Below are 17,363 nucleotides of genomic sequence, written 5' to 3' on the forward strand. Positions count from 1 at the left end.
CAATCTAAAAACTGTAAGAATTATGAAAACTAAGAAATTATTATATACAGGTTGCTTCATGGCAGCTTCCCTGTTGTCACTCACATCATGTGGCGATTTCCTGGATGAGGATCCAAAGGGTCAGTTGAATCCAGAAACATTCTATACCATCGAAGACGACTACACCGCAGGCGTTAATACGCTGTACGATAAAGTGAATCAGACACAAAGTTGGACTAACCCTATGTATCCACAGTGGCAGGGAGACGATATCACAGCTAACCCTGGTTCCAACAAGCAGGCTTGTGCTGCGCTCGATGCATTTGATTCTGATGGTGCCAACAAGGGTGTTACAGAAGCCTGGACTCAGCATTATGCAGTTATCAAGACAGCCAATCTGATTATCGAGGGCTCTGAGAAATTCCCTGGTGATAAGGCTAAGATTGCTACCGCATTGGGAAACGCTCACTTCTGGCGTGCTTACTCGTACTACTATCTGGTACGTGTATTCGGCAAATTGCCTATTATCACTAAGACCAACATAGAACAGTTTGATGCTCAGCCATCTGAGATTGAGAAAGTATACGAATTGATCGTTCAAGACTTGAAGGATGCCATCAACGAACTTCCTACAGGTTATGACAAGGAGCCTGCCCGCTTGTTCGGAGTTGACGTTTGGGCTACCAAACAGGCTGCACAGTCTACCTTGGCAGCAGTTTATATGTCAATGGCAGGTTATCCGCTCAATAAGGGAACAGAATACTATAAGCTCGCTGCTGAGTTGGCTAAGGATGTCATCACCAACAATGGTACTTATGGCTTCATCTTGAACCCAGACTGGAAGGAAGTTTACTCTATGGGTAACAATTACAACATGGAGACCGTGCTCGGTATCAACAACGATGCCAAGGGTTGGTGGGATCATGACTCACAGCTTTCTTCCTGCTGTCGCTTCGAAGGTCTCGGCGATGGTGGCTGGGGTGACGCCTGGGGCGAAATTGCTTTCTGGAAGAGATATCCAGAGGGACCTCGCAAGAATGCTATTTATGCTCCTAAAGTTACATTCCAGGAGACTATCACTGAGAAAATCGGCGATAAGGAAGTTAAAAAGGATAAGATCAGCAAGGCCGTTTACTGGTGGGAACTTGACAACAATGGCAAACCTGTCGTAGATGCTTATCACCCTATGTTCACTATCTTCACTGTCAATGCTGACGAAAAGGGTAATATGCTCAAACAGCCATACGATTACATGGGAATCAACTATAAGGGTATGGTTAATGACCGCCGTCATAACCTCATCCGCTATTCAGAGGTTCTCCTCTGGTATGCTGAGAGTGCAGCCCGTGCAGGTCTCTCTGACTTGACAGAAGCTAAGAAATGCTTGAAGCTGGTTCGCAGCCGTGCCGTAACAGATGCTGAAAATGTGACACTTGACGACGGAACTACCGTAAAGATCGACAACATGAGCGCTGCCCAGCTTGCTGAGGCTTGCTACATCGAACACGGATGGGAAGTTGCAGGTAACTGGGTATCTATGGTTACCCGCCGTTCAGATGAGCTCCGTATGGACGAGCTCAAGAAGAACTTCGAGTATCGCGTTGCCAATGCCCCTATCGTTGTTGCGAAAGAGGGTGGCAAGGAATATACTGCCAAGGAGAGCGTTACCGTTAAGGGTGCTTGGTCTGAGGATAGAATTTACTGTCCATATCCAACAACCGACGGTGAGAAGAACCCGAACTTGAAGAGGTAAACTTTTTAAGTAATCAATTCATAAGAAATCAACTATTCTATGTTATGTCAACACATCATGTACGAGAATAGACTAGGTTGTGTGCCCTTTCTGTCGGGAAACAGGAAGGGCACTGTTTCTTTATGAAGAATAAGAGAAATACTCTTAAGAAATATCCCGAAATTTTTGGTAATTACGAATATTCAGCGTACCTTTGCAAGATATAACTTAATACAAAACATTATGGCTAATAATTATCAACCTTTCAACCGATCTTTGCTGGCGATGGCTGCCCTGCAAGCCTTGCCGCTATCTCTCTTCGCCCAAAACACCCCACCCAACATTCTCTTCATACTGTGTGACGACATGGGATATGGCGATCTGGCTTGTTACGGCCAACCTTATATCCACACACCTAATATAGACCGAATGGCACAGGAGGGAATGAGATTCACCCAGGCTTATGCCGGTTCTCCCGTCTCGGCTCCGTCGAGAGCTACCCTCATGACTGGTCAGCATACGGGACATACACATGTGCGTGGAAACAAGGAATACTGGAGAGGTGTGCCAATGGTAAAATATGGCAACAACGAGGAGTATTCTGTCGTAGGACAGGAACCTTACGACCCGCAGCATAAGATTCTGCCCGAAATCATGAAGGACAAAGGATATAGAACCGGCGTATTCGGGAAATGGGCTGGCGGATATGAAGGTTCGGCTTCTACTCCCGACAAGCGTGGCGTGGACGAATTCTATGGCTATATCTGCCAGTTTCAGGCTCATCTCTATTATCCTAACTTCCTGAACCGCTACAGTCGTGCAATGGGAGATACAGCGGTGGTAAGAGAGGTAATGGAACAGAACATCCAGCATCCGATGTTCGGCAAAGATTATTTCAAGCGCAAGCAGTATTCGGCCCGCATCATCCACGACAAGGCACTGGAATGGATAGACAGACAGGATAAAGAACATCCCTTCGTAGGATTCCTTACCTATACCCTGCCGCATGCCGAACTAGCCCAGCCGGAAGACTCTATTCTAGAGAATTACCAGAAACAGTTCTTTACCGATAAAACCTGGGGCGGATGGGAAGATTCGAGATACAACGCTGCGGTTCATACCCACGCACAGTTTGCCGGAATGATTACCCGACTAGACCAGTATGTGGGCGAAATCTTCGCCAAGCTGAAGGAGAAGGGACTCGACAGGAACACCATTGTCATCTTTACTTCAGATAACGGACCACATGAAGAAGGTGGTGCCGACCCGGAGTTCTTCGGTCGTGACGGTAAGTTGAAAGGTCTGAAACGCCAGTGCTACGAAGGCGGCATCCGCATACCGTTTATCGCCTGGTGGCCTGAGCATATCAAGGCAGGAGCGGTGAACGATACCCAGTTTGCCTTTTACGACCTGCTGCCTACTTTCTGCGATTTGGCTGGCATCAGAAACTTTGCCAAGCGTTATACCAACAGAAAGTTGGCTGGTGATGGTTTCGACGGAATCTCTATCGCTCCTACCCTTCTGGGCAAGGATGCAGAGCAGAAACATCACGATTACCTGTACTGGGAATTTCACGAAACCGACCAGATTGGCGTGAGAAAGGGCGACTGGAAACTGGTGGTAGTAAAAGGCGAGCCGCGGCTCTATAATCTGGCTTCCGATATCCACGAAGACCATAATGTGGCGGCAGAACATCCTAAGATTCTTACCGAACTCCTGGCTGCCATCAGAAAGGAGCATCGAGACAGCAAGGATTTCGAAATTACGCTGCCAAAGTTCTGATTTTCTCTCCCGGTTACAGAGAGATAGAGATTACAACTAGATTCAAGAAAAAATGATGAACGACAACATAGCAAATCCCTTTGCCAAGCCACTGTATGTAATGCTGAAACCTGCGGGTGCCCATTGCAACCTGGCATGCAAATACTGTTATTATCTGGAGAAGACCAAGCTCTATCCCACTGCTCAGCGACATCTGATGAGCGATGAGATGCTGGAACAGTTTACCCGAGAATATATTGAGGCGCAAACCATGAACCAGGTGCTCTTCACCTGGCATGGTGGCGAGCCTCTGCTGCGCTCCATCGACTTCTACCGCAAGGCTTTATCCCTACAGCAAAAGTATGCTGGAGGCAGGCGCATCGACAACGTAATTCAGACCAACGGCACGTTGCTGACCGATGAATGGTGCGAGTTTTTCGCCCAGAACCATTGGCTGGTAGGCATCTCTATCGATGGTCCGCAGCCTGATCATGACCATTACCGGCTGACGGCTGCGGGAAAACCATCGTGGAAGAAGGTGATGCAAGGCATCAAACTGCTGAAGAAACACGGGGTAGAATGGAATGCGATGGCGGTGGTAAATGCCTATAATGTCAATCATCCGCTGGAGTTCTACCGCTTCTTCAAGGAAAACGGCTGTCAGTTTCTGCAGTTCACACCTATCGTTGAGCGACTGACCCGACATGAGGATGGCCGTACCCTGGCAAGTCTTGCCGACAAGGATGAGATTCCGCTGAGCGAGGCATCGGTTGCGCCGGAGCAGTGGGGCTACTTTCTCTGTGCAATTTTCGATGAATGGGTTCGGAAGGATGTGGGCAAAATCTTCGTTGAGATTTTCGACTGCACACTGGCAAACTGGATGGGTATTTCTCCCGGCATCTGTGCTTATTCCAAGGAATGCGGTCATGCGGGAGTGATGGAGCACAATGGCGATGTTTATTCCTGCGACCACTTTGTTTTTCCGGAGTATAAGTTGGGCAATATCCGTGACCATTCGCTCATCGATATGCTTTATGGTGAGCAGCAACAGGAGTTCAGCCGTCTGAAACACAGTTCTCTTCCCCGCCAGTGCAAGGAGTGTGACATGGAGTTTGCCTGTCATGGAGAATGCCCAAAGAACCGCTTCATGAAAGATAAGTATGGCGATTCCGGTCTCAACTATCTCTGTCCGGGTTATTACCATTATTATCAGCATGTAGCGCCCTACATGGATTACATGAAGCAGGAACTCATGTCGCAGCGCCCACCTTCGAATATCATGAAAGTTGTACACTAAGCATGACAGATTCTAAAAAAACAGCAAAATACTTGGAAAAAAGTCAGAAATATCGTACCTTTGCAGGCAAAAAGCAATTTTACGAATATGAAAAGAATCAAAATGCCACTTTTGGCAAGAATCATCATTGCCATCCTGTTGGGTGTAATCTTCGGCAATTTCTTCAATGAAGCGGCCGTCAGAGCGTTTCTCACCTTCAACGGCATCTTCAGCCAGTTTCTGGGCTTTATGATACCGCTCATCATCATCGGTCTCGTAACACCAGCCATTGCCGACATCGGTCATGGTGCCGGAAAGCTCCTCCTTGCCACCGTGGGCATCGCCTTTGCCGACACCATCCTGGCGGGTCTGCTTGCCTATGGTACAGGTTCGGCACTCTTTCCACACATGATAGCCAATTCTGCCCATGTGGCAGTAGATAAGGCAGAAGAACTCAAACCCTTCTTCGAAATCAAGATACCTGCCATGGTAGATGTGATGAGTGCACTTGTGTTCTCGTTCATTGCCGGACTGGGCATTGCCCACAAAGGCAGCCGCACCATGCAGAACGTTTTTCAGGAATTCAAGGAAATCGTATCAGGTGTCATCGCCAAAGTCATCATTCCCCTACTGCCCCTTTATATCTTCGGCATCTTCCTGGGCATGACTTTCTCGGGCGAAGCCTACCACATTCTGCTGGTCTTCGCACAGATTATCCTCGTGATTCTCGTACTTCATATCGTCATCTTACTTTACGAATATCTGTTGGCTGGCGGCTTGTCCCACAAGAATCCTTTTAAACTGTTGCTCAACATGTTGCCAGCCTACTTCACGGCACTTGGCACATCATCATCGGCAGCCACCATTCCGGTAACTCTGAAGCAGACCTTGAAAAACGGCGTCACCGATGGCATTGCCGGATTCACCATTCCGCTCTGTGCCACCATCCATCTCTCGGGATCAATGATGAAGATTACCTGTTGTGCGCTCACCATCTGTCTCATCAATGGTATGCCGTGCAATCTCCCCCTCTTTCTCAACTTCATCTTCGTGCTCGCCATCTGCATGGTAGCAGCTCCGGGAGTTCCGGGAGGAGCCGTCATGGCAGCGCTAGGTCCGCTAGCCTCAGTTTTAGGTTTCAATGCTGATATGCAAGCACTTATGATAGCCCTCTATATTGCGATGGACAGTTTCGGTACCGCCTGCAATGTAACCGGCGATGGCGCCATTGCTATAGTCGTGGATAAGATATTCAGAAAGGATAAATAAAAAATAAAAGAGGGTGCGTCACAGACTTATGACGCACCCTCATCTTTATATAAATCTCTCTATTTCTAAAGTGATTCACATATATATATTATGTATATCGTATGTTCTATTCTTACTTGCTCAAGCTAACAGAATGGCTCATGTTAGTCATTTCTGGAATTGAGTTTACTACGTGTTTCAAGAACATGCCCATGCAAAGAACCATACCTGAAAACATAACTGCGGCGAAAGCCATTGTAAAAATAGTCATCATAATTATTAACCTTTTTAAAATTTATTATTTGTTATTCCTTAAACACGAGTGCAAAGTTAACACTTTTTTATCGAATAACGGCATCTTTTGCCGAGAAATATCATTGCAATATGTTTTTCTTGATATGGGTCAACCACTTGTTTTTAGCCTTGAAAATGACATTTTGCTATCGGATATGTTGTTTTTGTGGCAATAATTTATATATATCATTTTTCTCGCTTTATTATGTGTGTAACAAGATAGGGATTCCTGTCAGATGATAAGAAGTCAGAATCGAAGTGAAAGCCAATCATCGAACTTCACGTTCTGAAAGGTATGGATGCCCAGTTTCTTGGCAGCCTCACAGTTTTCCTTCAGATCATCGATGAAGAGGGTTTCATCGGGATGGATGTTCGCCTGCCTGATTACCTCCTCATAGATGTGGGCATCAGGAACACAGTTCTCTTCCCCGCCAGTGCAAGGAGTGTGACATGGAACCGGCAATGGCGCCATCGCCATTGTCGTGGATAAAATATTCAGAAAGGATCAATAAGAGATAAAAAAAAGGTGTATCCTGGATTTATGACACACCTTTTTTTTATCTCAAAATCTTAAAGTTTTAGAATTTAATCCAGGTCAGCTTCTTCCAAATTCCCTCGAAAGGACCATGGGAGTGATACTTGAGCCAGAGGTTGGAGAAGAGACATTGCACCACTACCATTGCAATTCCTACCAGAAAGGCGTAGGTGATGCCAAGCTTTGTCTGGAGATTGAAGCCATAATAAGCAAACAGTCCGCAACCGATGATAGACTGGAGGAAATAGTTGGTCAGACTCATCTTACCAAACTGGCGCAGGAACGACAATCCCTTTCTGAACCATTCCTTTCCGTACCACAACAAAACGAATCCTGATACTACAAACGAGAGGATAAAGAAGTTGTAGATAGGATAAAGCCAATTGTTCCATGTTTCCATGTGGCGCACATCAGCGATGCCACCCACAATCAATACCAGGATGGAAACCGCCAGCACCTTCTTCCACAAAGCCAGGTTGTTGTTCTCATTGTAGAACCAACGCTTTCTGCCCACCAGCATTCCGAGTATGAAGAGGCAGATGGTCTGCGTATGTCTTCCCTTCATCAGGCACCAGTAATAGGTAGCCACCTGTCCGTATCGCAGGTTACTGTAGGCATTCTCCAGGAAGGTGCCGTGCTGATGACCATGATACATGTTTCCATACACCTCTCCCAACGACGATGCATCTACCTGCCATCCGGTAATGAGGGAGTAGATTTCTATCGGTTGGATAAAGAGGAAGGCAACCACCCACCAGAGCCATTTGGTAGGAAGATAACTCAATGGGATGAGAACCAGACCATAGATGGCATAGGAAAAAAGGATGTCACCATCGAAGAAGGCGGTGTTCACGATACCGAGCATTGCCAGGAGGAACATTCGCCAGGCGAATCTTCCAGAAAAGCAATTTCCCCGCTGCTGCTGGTTATCATTCATAATAAAGAAGCTCAATCCGAAGAGCAGGGCAAAGATGCCATACATCTTTCCCGACAGCAGCAAAGCCAGCACATCTGCCATCCAATCATCACACCCCAGCGTATAAGCATGCTCTATACTTCCGTCGTACATATTGAAATGCTCCACAGAGTGATAGAGAATAATACCTGCTACGGCCAATCCTCTCAAGGCATCAGCCACGTCAATACGACTGTTTTTCAGTCCTAATGTCTTATAAAAATTCATTTTTATATTGTATGTTAGTTATTATGAGTTGGCAAAGGTATAACATTTTATTGGAAAAAGCGAATAAATCAGCCTTTTCCTTAGTTATTCGTCAGAAAAAGTGTGGGAATTTGTTGATTATTCGTTAGAAAAAGTGTGGACTTCTACAGATATTCGTCAGAAAAAGTGTGGGGTTATTGCGATTATTCATCAGAAAAAATGCAAATTAACACAAAATTATTTAACGAATAAAAGCTTCGATTCTGACATATCCGTCAGAATCGAAGTGAAAGCCAATCATCGAGCTTCACGTTCTGGAAGGTATGGATGCCCAGTTTCTCGGCAGCCTCGCAGTTTTCCTTCAGATCATCGATGAAGAGAGTATCATCGGGATTGATGTTCGCCTGCCTGATTACCTCTTCATAGATACGGGCATCAGGTTTTGCCAAATGCATTCGCTGAGAGAGGAAACAGTGCTCGAAATAATCCGCTACCCCATGGTTCTGATAAAGAAAGAGATGCTCCACGCAATAATCCCAATGAATATCAATGGTATTGCTCAAGAGGAAGAGGCGGTAACCAGCCTTCTTCAACTGCAGGAGTCGCTCCTTTTTCTCATCAGGAATCTCCACCAGCATCTTGTTGGCAGCATCGATGATTTCTTCATTCGTCACATCAGCTTCTGTCAACTTACGGGCTGCATCACAGAATGCTTCGGTGGTAATCATTCCAACACCCAGTTTACTCATCAGCTTCATCCCCTCACTCTGAGGATTCGGATTAGCCAGTTCCCCCATTCCTATCGCCTTGAAAGCCCCGATGCATCCTTCCGGATTGAGTTTCACCAGAACATTACCTAAATCAAATATGATATTCTTGTATTGCATAATCTATACCTTATTTTAAATTTCACTTTTAATCTTTAATCAGATACTTACTGCAAAAGTACTGTAAATTCGGGAGAGAACAAATGATTAGGGAAAAGAATGGTGGGAATATAACATTTATTAGTAAAAGAAAAGAATATGACTGCAAATACTTTTCCCGTCTTAATTTTTCCCTCTTTAATGAGTCTTTCCTTTTCAGCACGGATACGTTCGAGCAGCACCGATGCTGGCTCATCGTTGGGATCTTGTGGAACGAGCTTGCCGTGAATAGCAAGGTCGAGTATCTTTTGTCTTAATGCTTTTGTGTCCATTATTAATTCGTTATTAATTTTAAGATCTATCTTCTTTTAAGAAAAACTCACAGAACTCTCTCAGTTGTTGTTGCATTTTTTCCTGTGGAATTAAGATACGCTTATATTCCGCCACCATTGTCGGACTCATACTACGACTCATAGCATATTCAACAACAACCTTGTCCACATCAGGACATAAAATGATGCCAATAGAAGGGTTCTCGTTGGAACGTTTCACATCACGGTCAAGAGCTTCCAAATAAAACTCCAATTGTCCCAAGTCACGAGGATGGAATTTGGTTTTCTTCAATTCCACCGCAACAAGTGCCTGGAGACCGCGATGAAAAAACAGCAAATCTGCCTTAAATGTGGATGCGCCAACATTTAAGCAGTACTCTTGGTCCATAAAGATGAAGTCTTTTCCTAATTCTAGAATGAATTGCTTCATGTGTTCTAACAAACCGTTCTTCAGTCTTTTTTCACTATGTTTCTTTGGTAAATTGAGAAAATCAACGAAATATGTATCTTTGAACATAATGGGCGAATTTGGATAAGTTTCCAGAAGTCCCTTTGAAATATTGTTCTTGTCACTCAATAAAGTTTCATAAGTTTGCGTTGTAATAGCTCTTTGAAGTTCTTTATGGCTTAATCTTTCTTTGTGTGCATAAAGTATATAAAAGAGACGTTCCTCAAAACTTTTACATCTGCACAATATGTCATAATGATTTGATAATGTGGTCAGAAATAAAATATTTGGGAATTGTCCAGATGGCATTTGGACAATTTGTTTGTTCATTGTTGGTTTCATAATCTTATAGGAAGATTCCGATACATTATCGCCAATTTGTGCAGCCAGTGGCTGCACAAATTGAGAACCTAAATATTTCTCTACGGCAGTTTTAAAGCTTTTCGACGAATATTCATCGTATAACATTACCATATTGTAAATGCTACTTCGGCTAAAGCCTTTGATTTCAGGGTGGTTTGAGCGAATGAATTCTGACAGTTGGGAAACTACTTTGTTCCCCCATTCTTCTGTTTTCTATTTTTCAGAAACATACTTGCCTACATACCAAGCGGTAAGCAATATTTCATTGTTTACCACTTGTGAAGCATTACTTTTATGTTGCTGAATGATATCAATGACTTCAGCAAACTGTGCCTCTTGTGTTATGCTAACATTATATTTTACCATACTAATCTTTTCTTGATGCTATTTCGTATGCGCTGCATATGAAATCATATATTTCATTTATTCTACTCAATAGTTTCCTATTATTTTAGCTACAATGATAATATTTCACTTGACCATTTATATGATTCACTATTTATACTTTTTTGTCTTTTCCGAATGAAAATAAGTATAAGGGATAAAGGGAAAGTGCATTTTCTTCATTAATATTACAGGAAACATTTCTATTCGTTATGGCGTACAACCAACTGTGCAGAAATCATCCACTTCATTTCACGAGTTCATCTACTTCATTGAGTTAACACATACGGCTGAGTTGGCAGAATGAGACGGCTACATTAGCTGAAGGAGTCGAATGCAGTGGCTGAAGGAGTCGAATGCAGTGGCTGAAGGAGACGAATGCGATAGCTGAAGGAGACGAATGCATTAGCAGAAGGAGTCGAATGCGATAGCGGAAGGAGACACATTTGCACATTATTACATAAAGATAGCACCTTGACCGTACTAAACATACAATCAAGGTGCTACAGTACAAATAATCTTCCTCCTCTAATTATCCATCGTTTTGCTATTGCTTATTCCTTAGCTCTTCTATCAAGTCATTTACAATATATGTATCACTCATTAGATGCAAGCCAAGTTCTTTGTCATGTAACATACGGCAAACGTCAGAGTCATAGAATATCTGTAAAGCTCTGTCGGTTGATATATGTAACGTATCGGCTAGTTGCTTTATGATACGAGCGATTTTATTCCATAATAAGAAATCCAACATAATTATATCCTTTCATATGATTTGAATTGTAAATACTTATCAACTATCTCCTGGCTTAAAATGCAAATTTGATAGTTGGGCTTGTGATAAACCAACTGGCGAAGAGTATGCTCAACATCTGCATAGCCATTGATATAGGCTTCTACCGCATCAATTACACGGTCGTCAGCCACTCCCCCTTCAATGATGCCATACCCACTCCAAGGCTGCTTTCCTTTTCTGCTGTCAACAATGAAGTCGAGCCATTCCTTATCGTAAGCATCAAATCGTTTTACCTTGCAGTCTTGTGGTATAGCGAACTCATAGGTGTTCACTATAGCTTGCTTGGCTCGTCTGATGGTCTTGATACGGACAGCCCATTTGGAAGCTTGTTCAAACAAAGGCGTAAGATAGAAGCCTGGACCGAAATCCAAGTCCTTTCTTCCAATGCTTACTAAAGGATGCTCAACAATGACATTTGAACCATGATATAATATTTGCTTTTCCATTATTCTTTTCTTTCCCAATTTTTAAGAGCTTCGACCACATCACTTGCCACAGCTTCTCGGCTCTCGGTATGTAGAGTGTCATAGCAATCTTGAATGAGACTTTTGATTAGCCCCACCTTATCCAATCGCTTTCTCATTTCAGACGGCGATATACCCATTTTTTGTGCTGAAGCCTCGATGGCCAACACCGTAAAGGCGAGGCGTTCGAACTCTGGAGCACTTTTCTGTAATAGTTCTCTATCTTCCATTCTTTACAAAATATTGTATTTGGATGCAAATTTATGGATTTTCTCTGATATTCCACTCAATTTCGGAGTTAAATAAAGAAAAATAGACTGATTTTGCTAATTTCTCTGCTGATAATGGAAGAAAAATCATCAGCTACGAAATTTTCTATCAATTCTTCAAGACTGATTTCTTTGGTAGAATCGCCAGATTCTGAAAGACTCATTGTCCTCATTGTCAACCATACAAATCGACCAGTCCCTGAATGGTGATTTTTACTTGTATCAGCAGGGACTGCAGAACCATTAAAGATGAATTGCCCTAGATCATCCCTATGGTAGGGTGTCCAGTTTTGTGTTTCTGTTTTTAGTATCAAAAACAATGCAACAACCATCTAATTCATTGATAATCATTCGCTAAATCAACTATAATCTTGTACGAATCTACATCAGACTTTTGATAGCTAAATCTTCCTCTAAGAAACGCTTATATTTCAATTCCATAAAGGTACAATTAGAACCATACAGAATCCTTTGATATTGAAGTTGCAGGCATCTAATTTCAATTCCATAAAGGTACAATTAGAACTTAGATACAAAGGCCTCAGCCTCACTCCTGATGAAAATTTCAATTCCATAAAGGTACAATTAGAACTGTCAGGGCTTTCGATAGTGGCTCTGATGTCCTTCATTTCAATTCCATAAAGGTACAATTAGAACTGCAGTCTTTCTCAGCCTTCTCTTCTGATAAGAAATTTCAATTCCATAAAGGTACAATTAGAACTGAAGGTCTCCTCTACAGTGGTTGTGCCTTCCTTGAATTTCAATTCCATAAAGGTACAATTAGAACTGTAAAAGTCGCTACCACACTCGCCAAATTTATCATATTTCAATTCCATAAAGGTACAATTAGAACTTAAAGGTCATAATGCTAGGTGTAGAGCCTACATATTTCAATTCCATAAAGGTACAATTAGAACTTCCAAGTTTGAGGCAAAAGAAATCAAGGATGATAAATTTCAATTCCATAAAGGTACAATTAGAACATCTCGATTGTTCGGACACCCAAGTTCTCCACCATCATTTCAATTCCATAAAGGTACAATTAGAACTCCGTATTGTATGTTTCTTATAACATCATCATTATTTCAATTCCATAAAGGTACAATTAGAACGGAGCAGTCATATTGAATGGTGAACCCAAATATAAATTTCAATTCCATAAAGGTACAATTAGAACTCTCCTTCCAATTCTGAGTTTCACTCTTTTGATACATTTCAATTCCATAAAGGTACAATTAGAACATTTTGCGGCTGCGGAGGACAACGTTATTAATACTATTTCAATTCCATAAAGGTACAATTAGAACCGCTTTTGGTTTTGGCAAGCAATACAGCTACCACAATTTCAATTCCATAAAGGTACAATTAGAACCCACGTTTTCTTAGGCAGCGAAATGCGGTCGAATACATTTCAATTCCATAAAGGTACAATTAGAACACTCAATCACAGTAGCCTCTTCGCGGTTATCCAGTTATTTCAATTCCATAAAGGTACAATTAGAACAGCAGCTTTTACTGCATTGGCACCAACTACTTGTATTTCAATTCCATAAAGGTACAATTAGAACTGATTATTTTAACGGTGTTTTGCCTACCGCTCAGTTATTTCAATTCCATAAAGGTACAATTAGAACAGATGCTACGAATCAACTCGCAACAATCATCTTCATTTCAATTCCATAAAGGTACAATTAGAACTTGAACTTCTCAACGGATTCACAAAGGTTGCTTATATTTCAATTCCATAAAGGTACAATTAGAACCCGATTACCATGCTTCATCAGCATATCCATCAGTTATTTCAATTCCATAAAGGTACAATTAGAACGACAAAACCGCCTCCGTACCAATTAGCACGATAAAATTTCAATTCCATAAAGGTGCGATTAGAACAGATAGTGGACCTCAAAAAGCAGCAAATAAAAGCCCATTTCAATTCCATAAAGGTGCGATTAGAACGAACTTGCCATCACCGGCGGCTCCGTCTTCCTCTTCGATTTCAATTCCATAAAGGTGCGATTAGAACTGCGTTTTCCTCGCTGCTGAAGGTACGGGCTGAAGGATTTCAATTCCATAAAGGTGCGATTAGAACTAACTTTAAGGTTAGAAATGATAAGGAGAATAAGTCATTTCAATTCCATAAAGGTGCGATTAGAACTGATGATGCAAACGTTCCGGCTGTTCGTGTACCTAATTTCAATTCCATAAAGGTGCGATTAGAACTTGGTCTCAGTCTAATGCTCTTAAGGCTGCTCCTATATTTCAATTCCATAAAGGTGCGATTAGAACTTTCCGAAATTCATCATAATCAATATCTTTAAGTATTTCAATTCCATAAAGGTGCGATTAGAACTAAACTCCTTAATCTCGTAAACAAAGGTTTCTTCCATTTCAATTCCATAAAGGTGCGATTAGAACACACTATCAGGCAGTGGGTGCACTCATCATCTAGATTTCAATTCCATAAAGGTGCGATTAGAACCATCATAGCAACGGCAGAATTTACAACTTTTGCCATTTCAATTCCATAAAGGTGCGATTAGAACCTTTATTAATGTTGCTAAAGAACTAATAATAAAGCTATTTCAATTCCATAAAGGTGCGATTAGAACTTACAAACAAGTGTAGCAAAGGAATCCTCATGTAATTTCAATTCCATAAAGGTGCGATTAGAACGCTCATTTATGCTCTCGGTTTGATTGGTTCATTCCTATTTCAATTCCATAAAGGTGCGATTAGAACTCGTCTTTTGAGCGACAATTCTACCTCGATTCGTTATTTCAATTCCATAAAGGTGCGATTAGAACTTGCAAGATTCTATTTTTGATTTGTCTGTTGGTAATTTCAATTCCATAAAGGTGCGATTAGAACAGTTCTAGCGTTTTGTCGTAAATCTTGGTTGAGAGATTTCAATTCCATAAAGGTGCGATTAGAACTCTTTTTTGTTACATTTACTTTTCCTTGGCTCCTGAATTTCAATTCCATAAAGGTGCGATTAGAACACACGCTCTTTAGTAATCTGCTCTCCGTGCAGCATTTCAATTCCATAAAGGTGCGATTAGAACTTATTGTTCAACATAATCTTTTAATTAACTCTAGATTTCAATTCCATAAAGGTGCGATTAGAACTGTATTAACTTATATGTATAACTAAAAGTATTAAATTAATTTCAATTCCATAAAGGTGCGATTAGAACTGATATGCTAGATGATTTTGACGCTACCAGGGAGATATTTCAATTCCATAAAGGTGCGATTAGAACTCAGCATTCTTTGCTTCTGCATTAGTCTTATTGACATATTTCAATTCCATAAAGGTGCGATTAGAACGCTCAACAAAGAGTTTGACGTTCTCTACTCTCGAATTTCAATTCCATAAAGGTGCGATTAGAACGTGTTACTGAACGTGTTATTTTGAATGTTTATAAATTTCAATTCCATAAAGGTGCGATTAGAACATGATATTAGAAAATATATAGGTCGTTTAAGAAAAATTTCAATTCCATAAAGGTGCGATTAGAACCGTTGTATGCTCTTGGATTGATAGCTGCTTATTTATTTCAATTCCATAAAGGTGCGATTAGAACTAATTCAGCCAAATCGAGTTTAACACAAACTTCTCTATTTCAATTCCATAAAGGTGCGATTAGAACCAGATACTAGTGGTGTTCAGCAGGTACCTGATATATTTCAATTCCATAAAGGTGCGATTAGAACTGGTATATGTTGCCCGTCGATTCTTCTCTTCTCCATTTCAATTCCATAAAGGTGCGATTAGAACTGTACCTGTTGTGGGTCGACATGGCATTACGCTTGTATTTCAATTCCATAAAGGTGCGATTAGAACCAATTTAGATTAAGAAGAAACGCACTGCATTACCTGATTTCAATTCCATAAAGGTGCGATTAGAACTTATAGAAATGAGAAATGGCAGCCTTTTGAGCCTATTTCAATTCCATAAAGGTGCGATTAGAACCTGCTACCGTTCAAGGTCAAGCCGCTATTATGCAATTTCAATTCCATAAAGGTGCGATTAGAACAAAAATTTTCTTTCTGCTTTTTCTTCTGCATCCCAAATTTCAATTCCATAAAGGTGCGATTAGAACATAAAGTTCTTTTAATCCGTCTCGCTCGTTAAGTTATTTCAATTCCATAAAGGTGCGATTAGAACTGAATTGATTCCATGTTCTGTGTTTGAACTTAACCCATTTCAATTCCATAAAGGTGCGATTAGAACGCTTAAAAGATTAATTAATAACTCTATTATATGTATTTCAATTCCATAAAGGTGCGATTAGAACCGATATCTCTGTTCTCTAAGACTTAGGTTTACTACGATTTCAATTCCATAAAGGTGCGATTAGAACTTGAAAGATGCTACATTTGATTTAGCTGTTAAAAATTTCAATTCCATAAAGGTGCGATTAGAACAGGTTGATTTAATTAATAATAGTTTATATTTATAGTAATTTCAATTCCATAAAGGTGCGATTAGAACAAACGACAACCCATCATTAAAAACTCATTCCGCTATTTCAATTCCATAAAGGTGCGATTAGAACTTAATCGGTTTTGGCGTTGGTCAGGTGCTTCCCCATTTCAATTCCATAAAGGTGCGATTAGAACCTAAGCATGATTCTGATACTAGTATCTTCATTGGATTTCAATTCCATAAAGGTGCGATTAGAACAGGATGTTTCAACAGCAGAAAAGGTTTACGATGCAAATTTCAATTCCATAAAGGTGCGATTAGAACTAAAAAAAATCTATTTGTCCGCGTTCTTTACTCTCATTTCAATTCCATAAAGGTGCGATTAGAACGTTCCTCATCTCGTGGGTGCAGTCTGGTATCTCGATTTCAATTCCATAAAGGTGCGATTAGAACTAACTTCAGTACCGATACCATCCAGGTTAAAATATTTCAATTCCATAAAGGTGCGATTAGAACCTGTTACTGCTACGCTGAAGGGTACCACAGATAAATTTCAATTCCATAAAGGTGCGATTAGAACATGTAGGTTCTTCAACAATTCTCGACTATATACAATTTCAATTCCATAAAGGTGCGATTAGAACCAGTAAACAGTCTGTACTGCGCAACCGAAGCTCTATTTCAATTCCATAAAGGTGCGATTAGAACGATTTCATTCTTGTAAGTACTTCCATCGCTAGGATATTTCAATTCCATAAAGGTGCGATTAGAACTATTCATGTTACTTTTTATTTATATCAATTACAGGAATTTCAATTCCATAAAGGTGCGATTAGAACATTTTCTTGTTTTCCTCATCAGCTCTCATCTGTTATTTCAATTCCATAAAGGTGCGATTAGAACGTAACAGCATTCTTCTGTCCGTTACGATAAGCAATTTCAATTCCATAAAGGTGCGATTAGAACCTCCTATCCTATCTCTTATTACTTTAAACGTTACTTTATTTCAATTCCATAAAGG

11 protein-coding genes, 2 pseudogenes and 1 CRISPR repeat array (1 of these 14 running past the window's edge) are annotated in these 17,363 nt (G+C 41.1%); of the genes and pseudogenes, 4 read left to right on the top strand and 9 right to left on the bottom strand.

All coding sequences use genetic code 11. The features are described 5' to 3' along the window. Positions 1-22: 22 nt before the first annotated feature. From ONT19_RS09265 to ONT19_RS09280, 4 genes are all read left to right on the top strand, one after another. Positions 23-1,732 carry a RagB/SusD family nutrient uptake outer membrane protein gene (locus tag ONT19_RS09265; protein WP_264952640.1) on the top strand — a complete coding sequence of 570 codons (1,710 nt, stop codon included), beginning with the start codon at positions 23-25 and terminating at the stop codon, positions 1,730-1,732. 222 nt (positions 1,733-1,954) lie between these two features. Beyond that, the gene (locus ONT19_RS09270) at positions 1,955-3,493 is read left to right on the top strand and encodes an arylsulfatase (protein WP_411197775.1); all 1,539 of its coding nucleotides are present in this window, start codon (positions 1,955-1,957) and stop codon (positions 3,491-3,493) included. A 55-nt stretch (positions 3,494-3,548) separates the two neighbouring features. Next, the gene (locus tag ONT19_RS09275) at positions 3,549-4,769 is read left to right on the top strand and encodes an anaerobic sulfatase-maturation protein (protein ID WP_264953079.1); all 1,221 of its coding nucleotides are present in this window, start codon (positions 3,549-3,551) and stop codon (positions 4,767-4,769) included. 87 nt (positions 4,770-4,856) lie between these two features. After that, positions 4,857-6,017, top strand: coding sequence for a dicarboxylate/amino acid:cation symporter (locus tag ONT19_RS09280; protein ID WP_118080185.1), 1,161 nt, complete (start codon positions 4,857-4,859; stop codon positions 6,015-6,017). A 520-nt stretch (positions 6,018-6,537) separates the two neighbouring features. On the opposite strand, the gene ONT19_RS09285 is transcribed toward ONT19_RS09280, so the two are convergent. From ONT19_RS09285 to ONT19_RS16320, 9 genes and pseudogenes are all read right to left on the bottom strand, one after another. Beyond that, positions 6,538-6,768 carry an HAD-IA family hydrolase gene (locus ONT19_RS09285; protein ID WP_264952639.1) on the bottom strand — a complete coding sequence of 77 codons (231 nt, stop codon included), beginning with the start codon at positions 6,766-6,768 and terminating at the stop codon, positions 6,538-6,540. A 100-nt stretch (positions 6,769-6,868) separates the two neighbouring features. Beyond that, the gene (locus tag ONT19_RS09290; protein ID WP_264952638.1) at positions 6,869-8,008 is read right to left on the bottom strand and encodes a DUF418 domain-containing protein; all 1,140 of its coding nucleotides are present in this window, start codon (positions 8,006-8,008) and stop codon (positions 6,869-6,871) included. A gap of 254 nt (positions 8,009-8,262) precedes the next feature. After that, positions 8,263-8,874: an HAD family hydrolase gene (locus tag ONT19_RS09295; protein WP_264952637.1), complete on the bottom strand. Its 612-nt coding sequence runs from the start codon at positions 8,872-8,874 to the stop codon at positions 8,263-8,265. Positions 8,875-9,026: 152 nt separating this feature from the next. Beyond that, a pseudogene (locus ONT19_RS09300) lies at positions 9,027-9,185 on the bottom strand (restriction endonuclease subunit S); the annotation flags it as partial. 19 nt (positions 9,186-9,204) lie between these two features. After that, positions 9,205-10,362, bottom strand: a pseudogene (locus ONT19_RS09305) (PDDEXK nuclease domain-containing protein). 565 nt (positions 10,363-10,927) lie between these two features. Continuing rightward, positions 10,928-11,134 carry a DUF3791 domain-containing protein gene (locus ONT19_RS09310; protein ID WP_006848384.1) on the bottom strand — a complete coding sequence of 69 codons (207 nt, stop codon included), beginning with the start codon at positions 11,132-11,134 and terminating at the stop codon, positions 10,928-10,930. Positions 11,135-11,136: 2 nt separating this feature from the next. Then, positions 11,137-11,622, bottom strand: coding sequence for a DUF3990 domain-containing protein (locus tag ONT19_RS09315; RefSeq protein ID WP_117693564.1), 486 nt, complete (start codon positions 11,620-11,622; stop codon positions 11,137-11,139). Next, entirely contained in the window at positions 11,622-11,870 is a 249-nt protein-coding gene (locus ONT19_RS09320; protein ID WP_117663534.1) for a DUF3791 domain-containing protein, read from the bottom strand. The genes ONT19_RS09315 and ONT19_RS09320 overlap by 1 nt, the downstream gene beginning before the upstream one ends. 68 nt (positions 11,871-11,938) lie before the next feature. Further along, positions 11,939-12,241 carry a hypothetical protein gene (locus ONT19_RS16320; protein ID WP_367400001.1) on the bottom strand — a complete coding sequence of 101 codons (303 nt, stop codon included), beginning with the start codon at positions 12,239-12,241 and terminating at the stop codon, positions 11,939-11,941. Between the two features lie 96 nt (positions 12,242-12,337). Further along, positions 12,338-17,363: a CRISPR direct-repeat array (repeat unit 30 nt; unit sequence ATTTCAATTCCATAAAGGTGCGATTAGAAC); it runs 143 nt beyond the window's last position.

The sequence above is a fragment of the Segatella copri genome (assembly GCF_026015625.1).
GTDB lineage: Bacteria > Bacteroidota > Bacteroidia > Bacteroidales > Bacteroidaceae > Prevotella > Prevotella copri_H.

Excerpts from the sequence above, each read along its gene's own strand:
- ONT19_RS09265 (WP_264952640.1), top strand. The coding sequence starts at position 23 with ATGAAAACTAAGAAATTATTATATACAGGTTGCTTCATGGCAGCTTCC.
- ONT19_RS09270 (WP_411197775.1), top strand. The coding sequence starts at position 1,955 with ATGGCTAATAATTATCAACCTTTCAACCGATCTTTGCTGGCGATGGCT.
- ONT19_RS09275 (WP_264953079.1), top strand. The coding sequence starts at position 3,549 with ATGAACGACAACATAGCAAATCCCTTTGCCAAGCCACTGTATGTAATG.
- ONT19_RS09280 (WP_118080185.1), top strand. The coding sequence starts at position 4,857 with ATGAAAAGAATCAAAATGCCACTTTTGGCAAGAATCATCATTGCCATC.
- ONT19_RS09285 (WP_264952639.1), bottom strand. The coding sequence starts at position 6,768 with ATGGCGATGGCGCCATTGCCGGTTCCATGTCACACTCCTTGCACTGGC.
- ONT19_RS09290 (WP_264952638.1), bottom strand. The coding sequence starts at position 8,008 with ATGAATTTTTATAAGACATTAGGACTGAAAAACAGTCGTATTGACGTG.
- ONT19_RS09295 (WP_264952637.1), bottom strand. The coding sequence starts at position 8,874 with ATGCAATACAAGAATATCATATTTGATTTAGGTAATGTTCTGGTGAAA.
- ONT19_RS09310 (WP_006848384.1), bottom strand. The coding sequence starts at position 11,134 with ATGTTGGATTTCTTATTATGGAATAAAATCGCTCGTATCATAAAGCAA.
- ONT19_RS09315 (WP_117693564.1), bottom strand. The coding sequence starts at position 11,622 with ATGGAAAAGCAAATATTATATCATGGTTCAAATGTCATTGTTGAGCAT.
- ONT19_RS09320 (WP_117663534.1), bottom strand. The coding sequence starts at position 11,870 with ATGGAAGATAGAGAACTATTACAGAAAAGTGCTCCAGAGTTCGAACGC.
- ONT19_RS16320 (WP_367400001.1), bottom strand. The coding sequence starts at position 12,241 with ATGGTTGTTGCATTGTTTTTGATACTAAAAACAGAAACACAAAACTGG.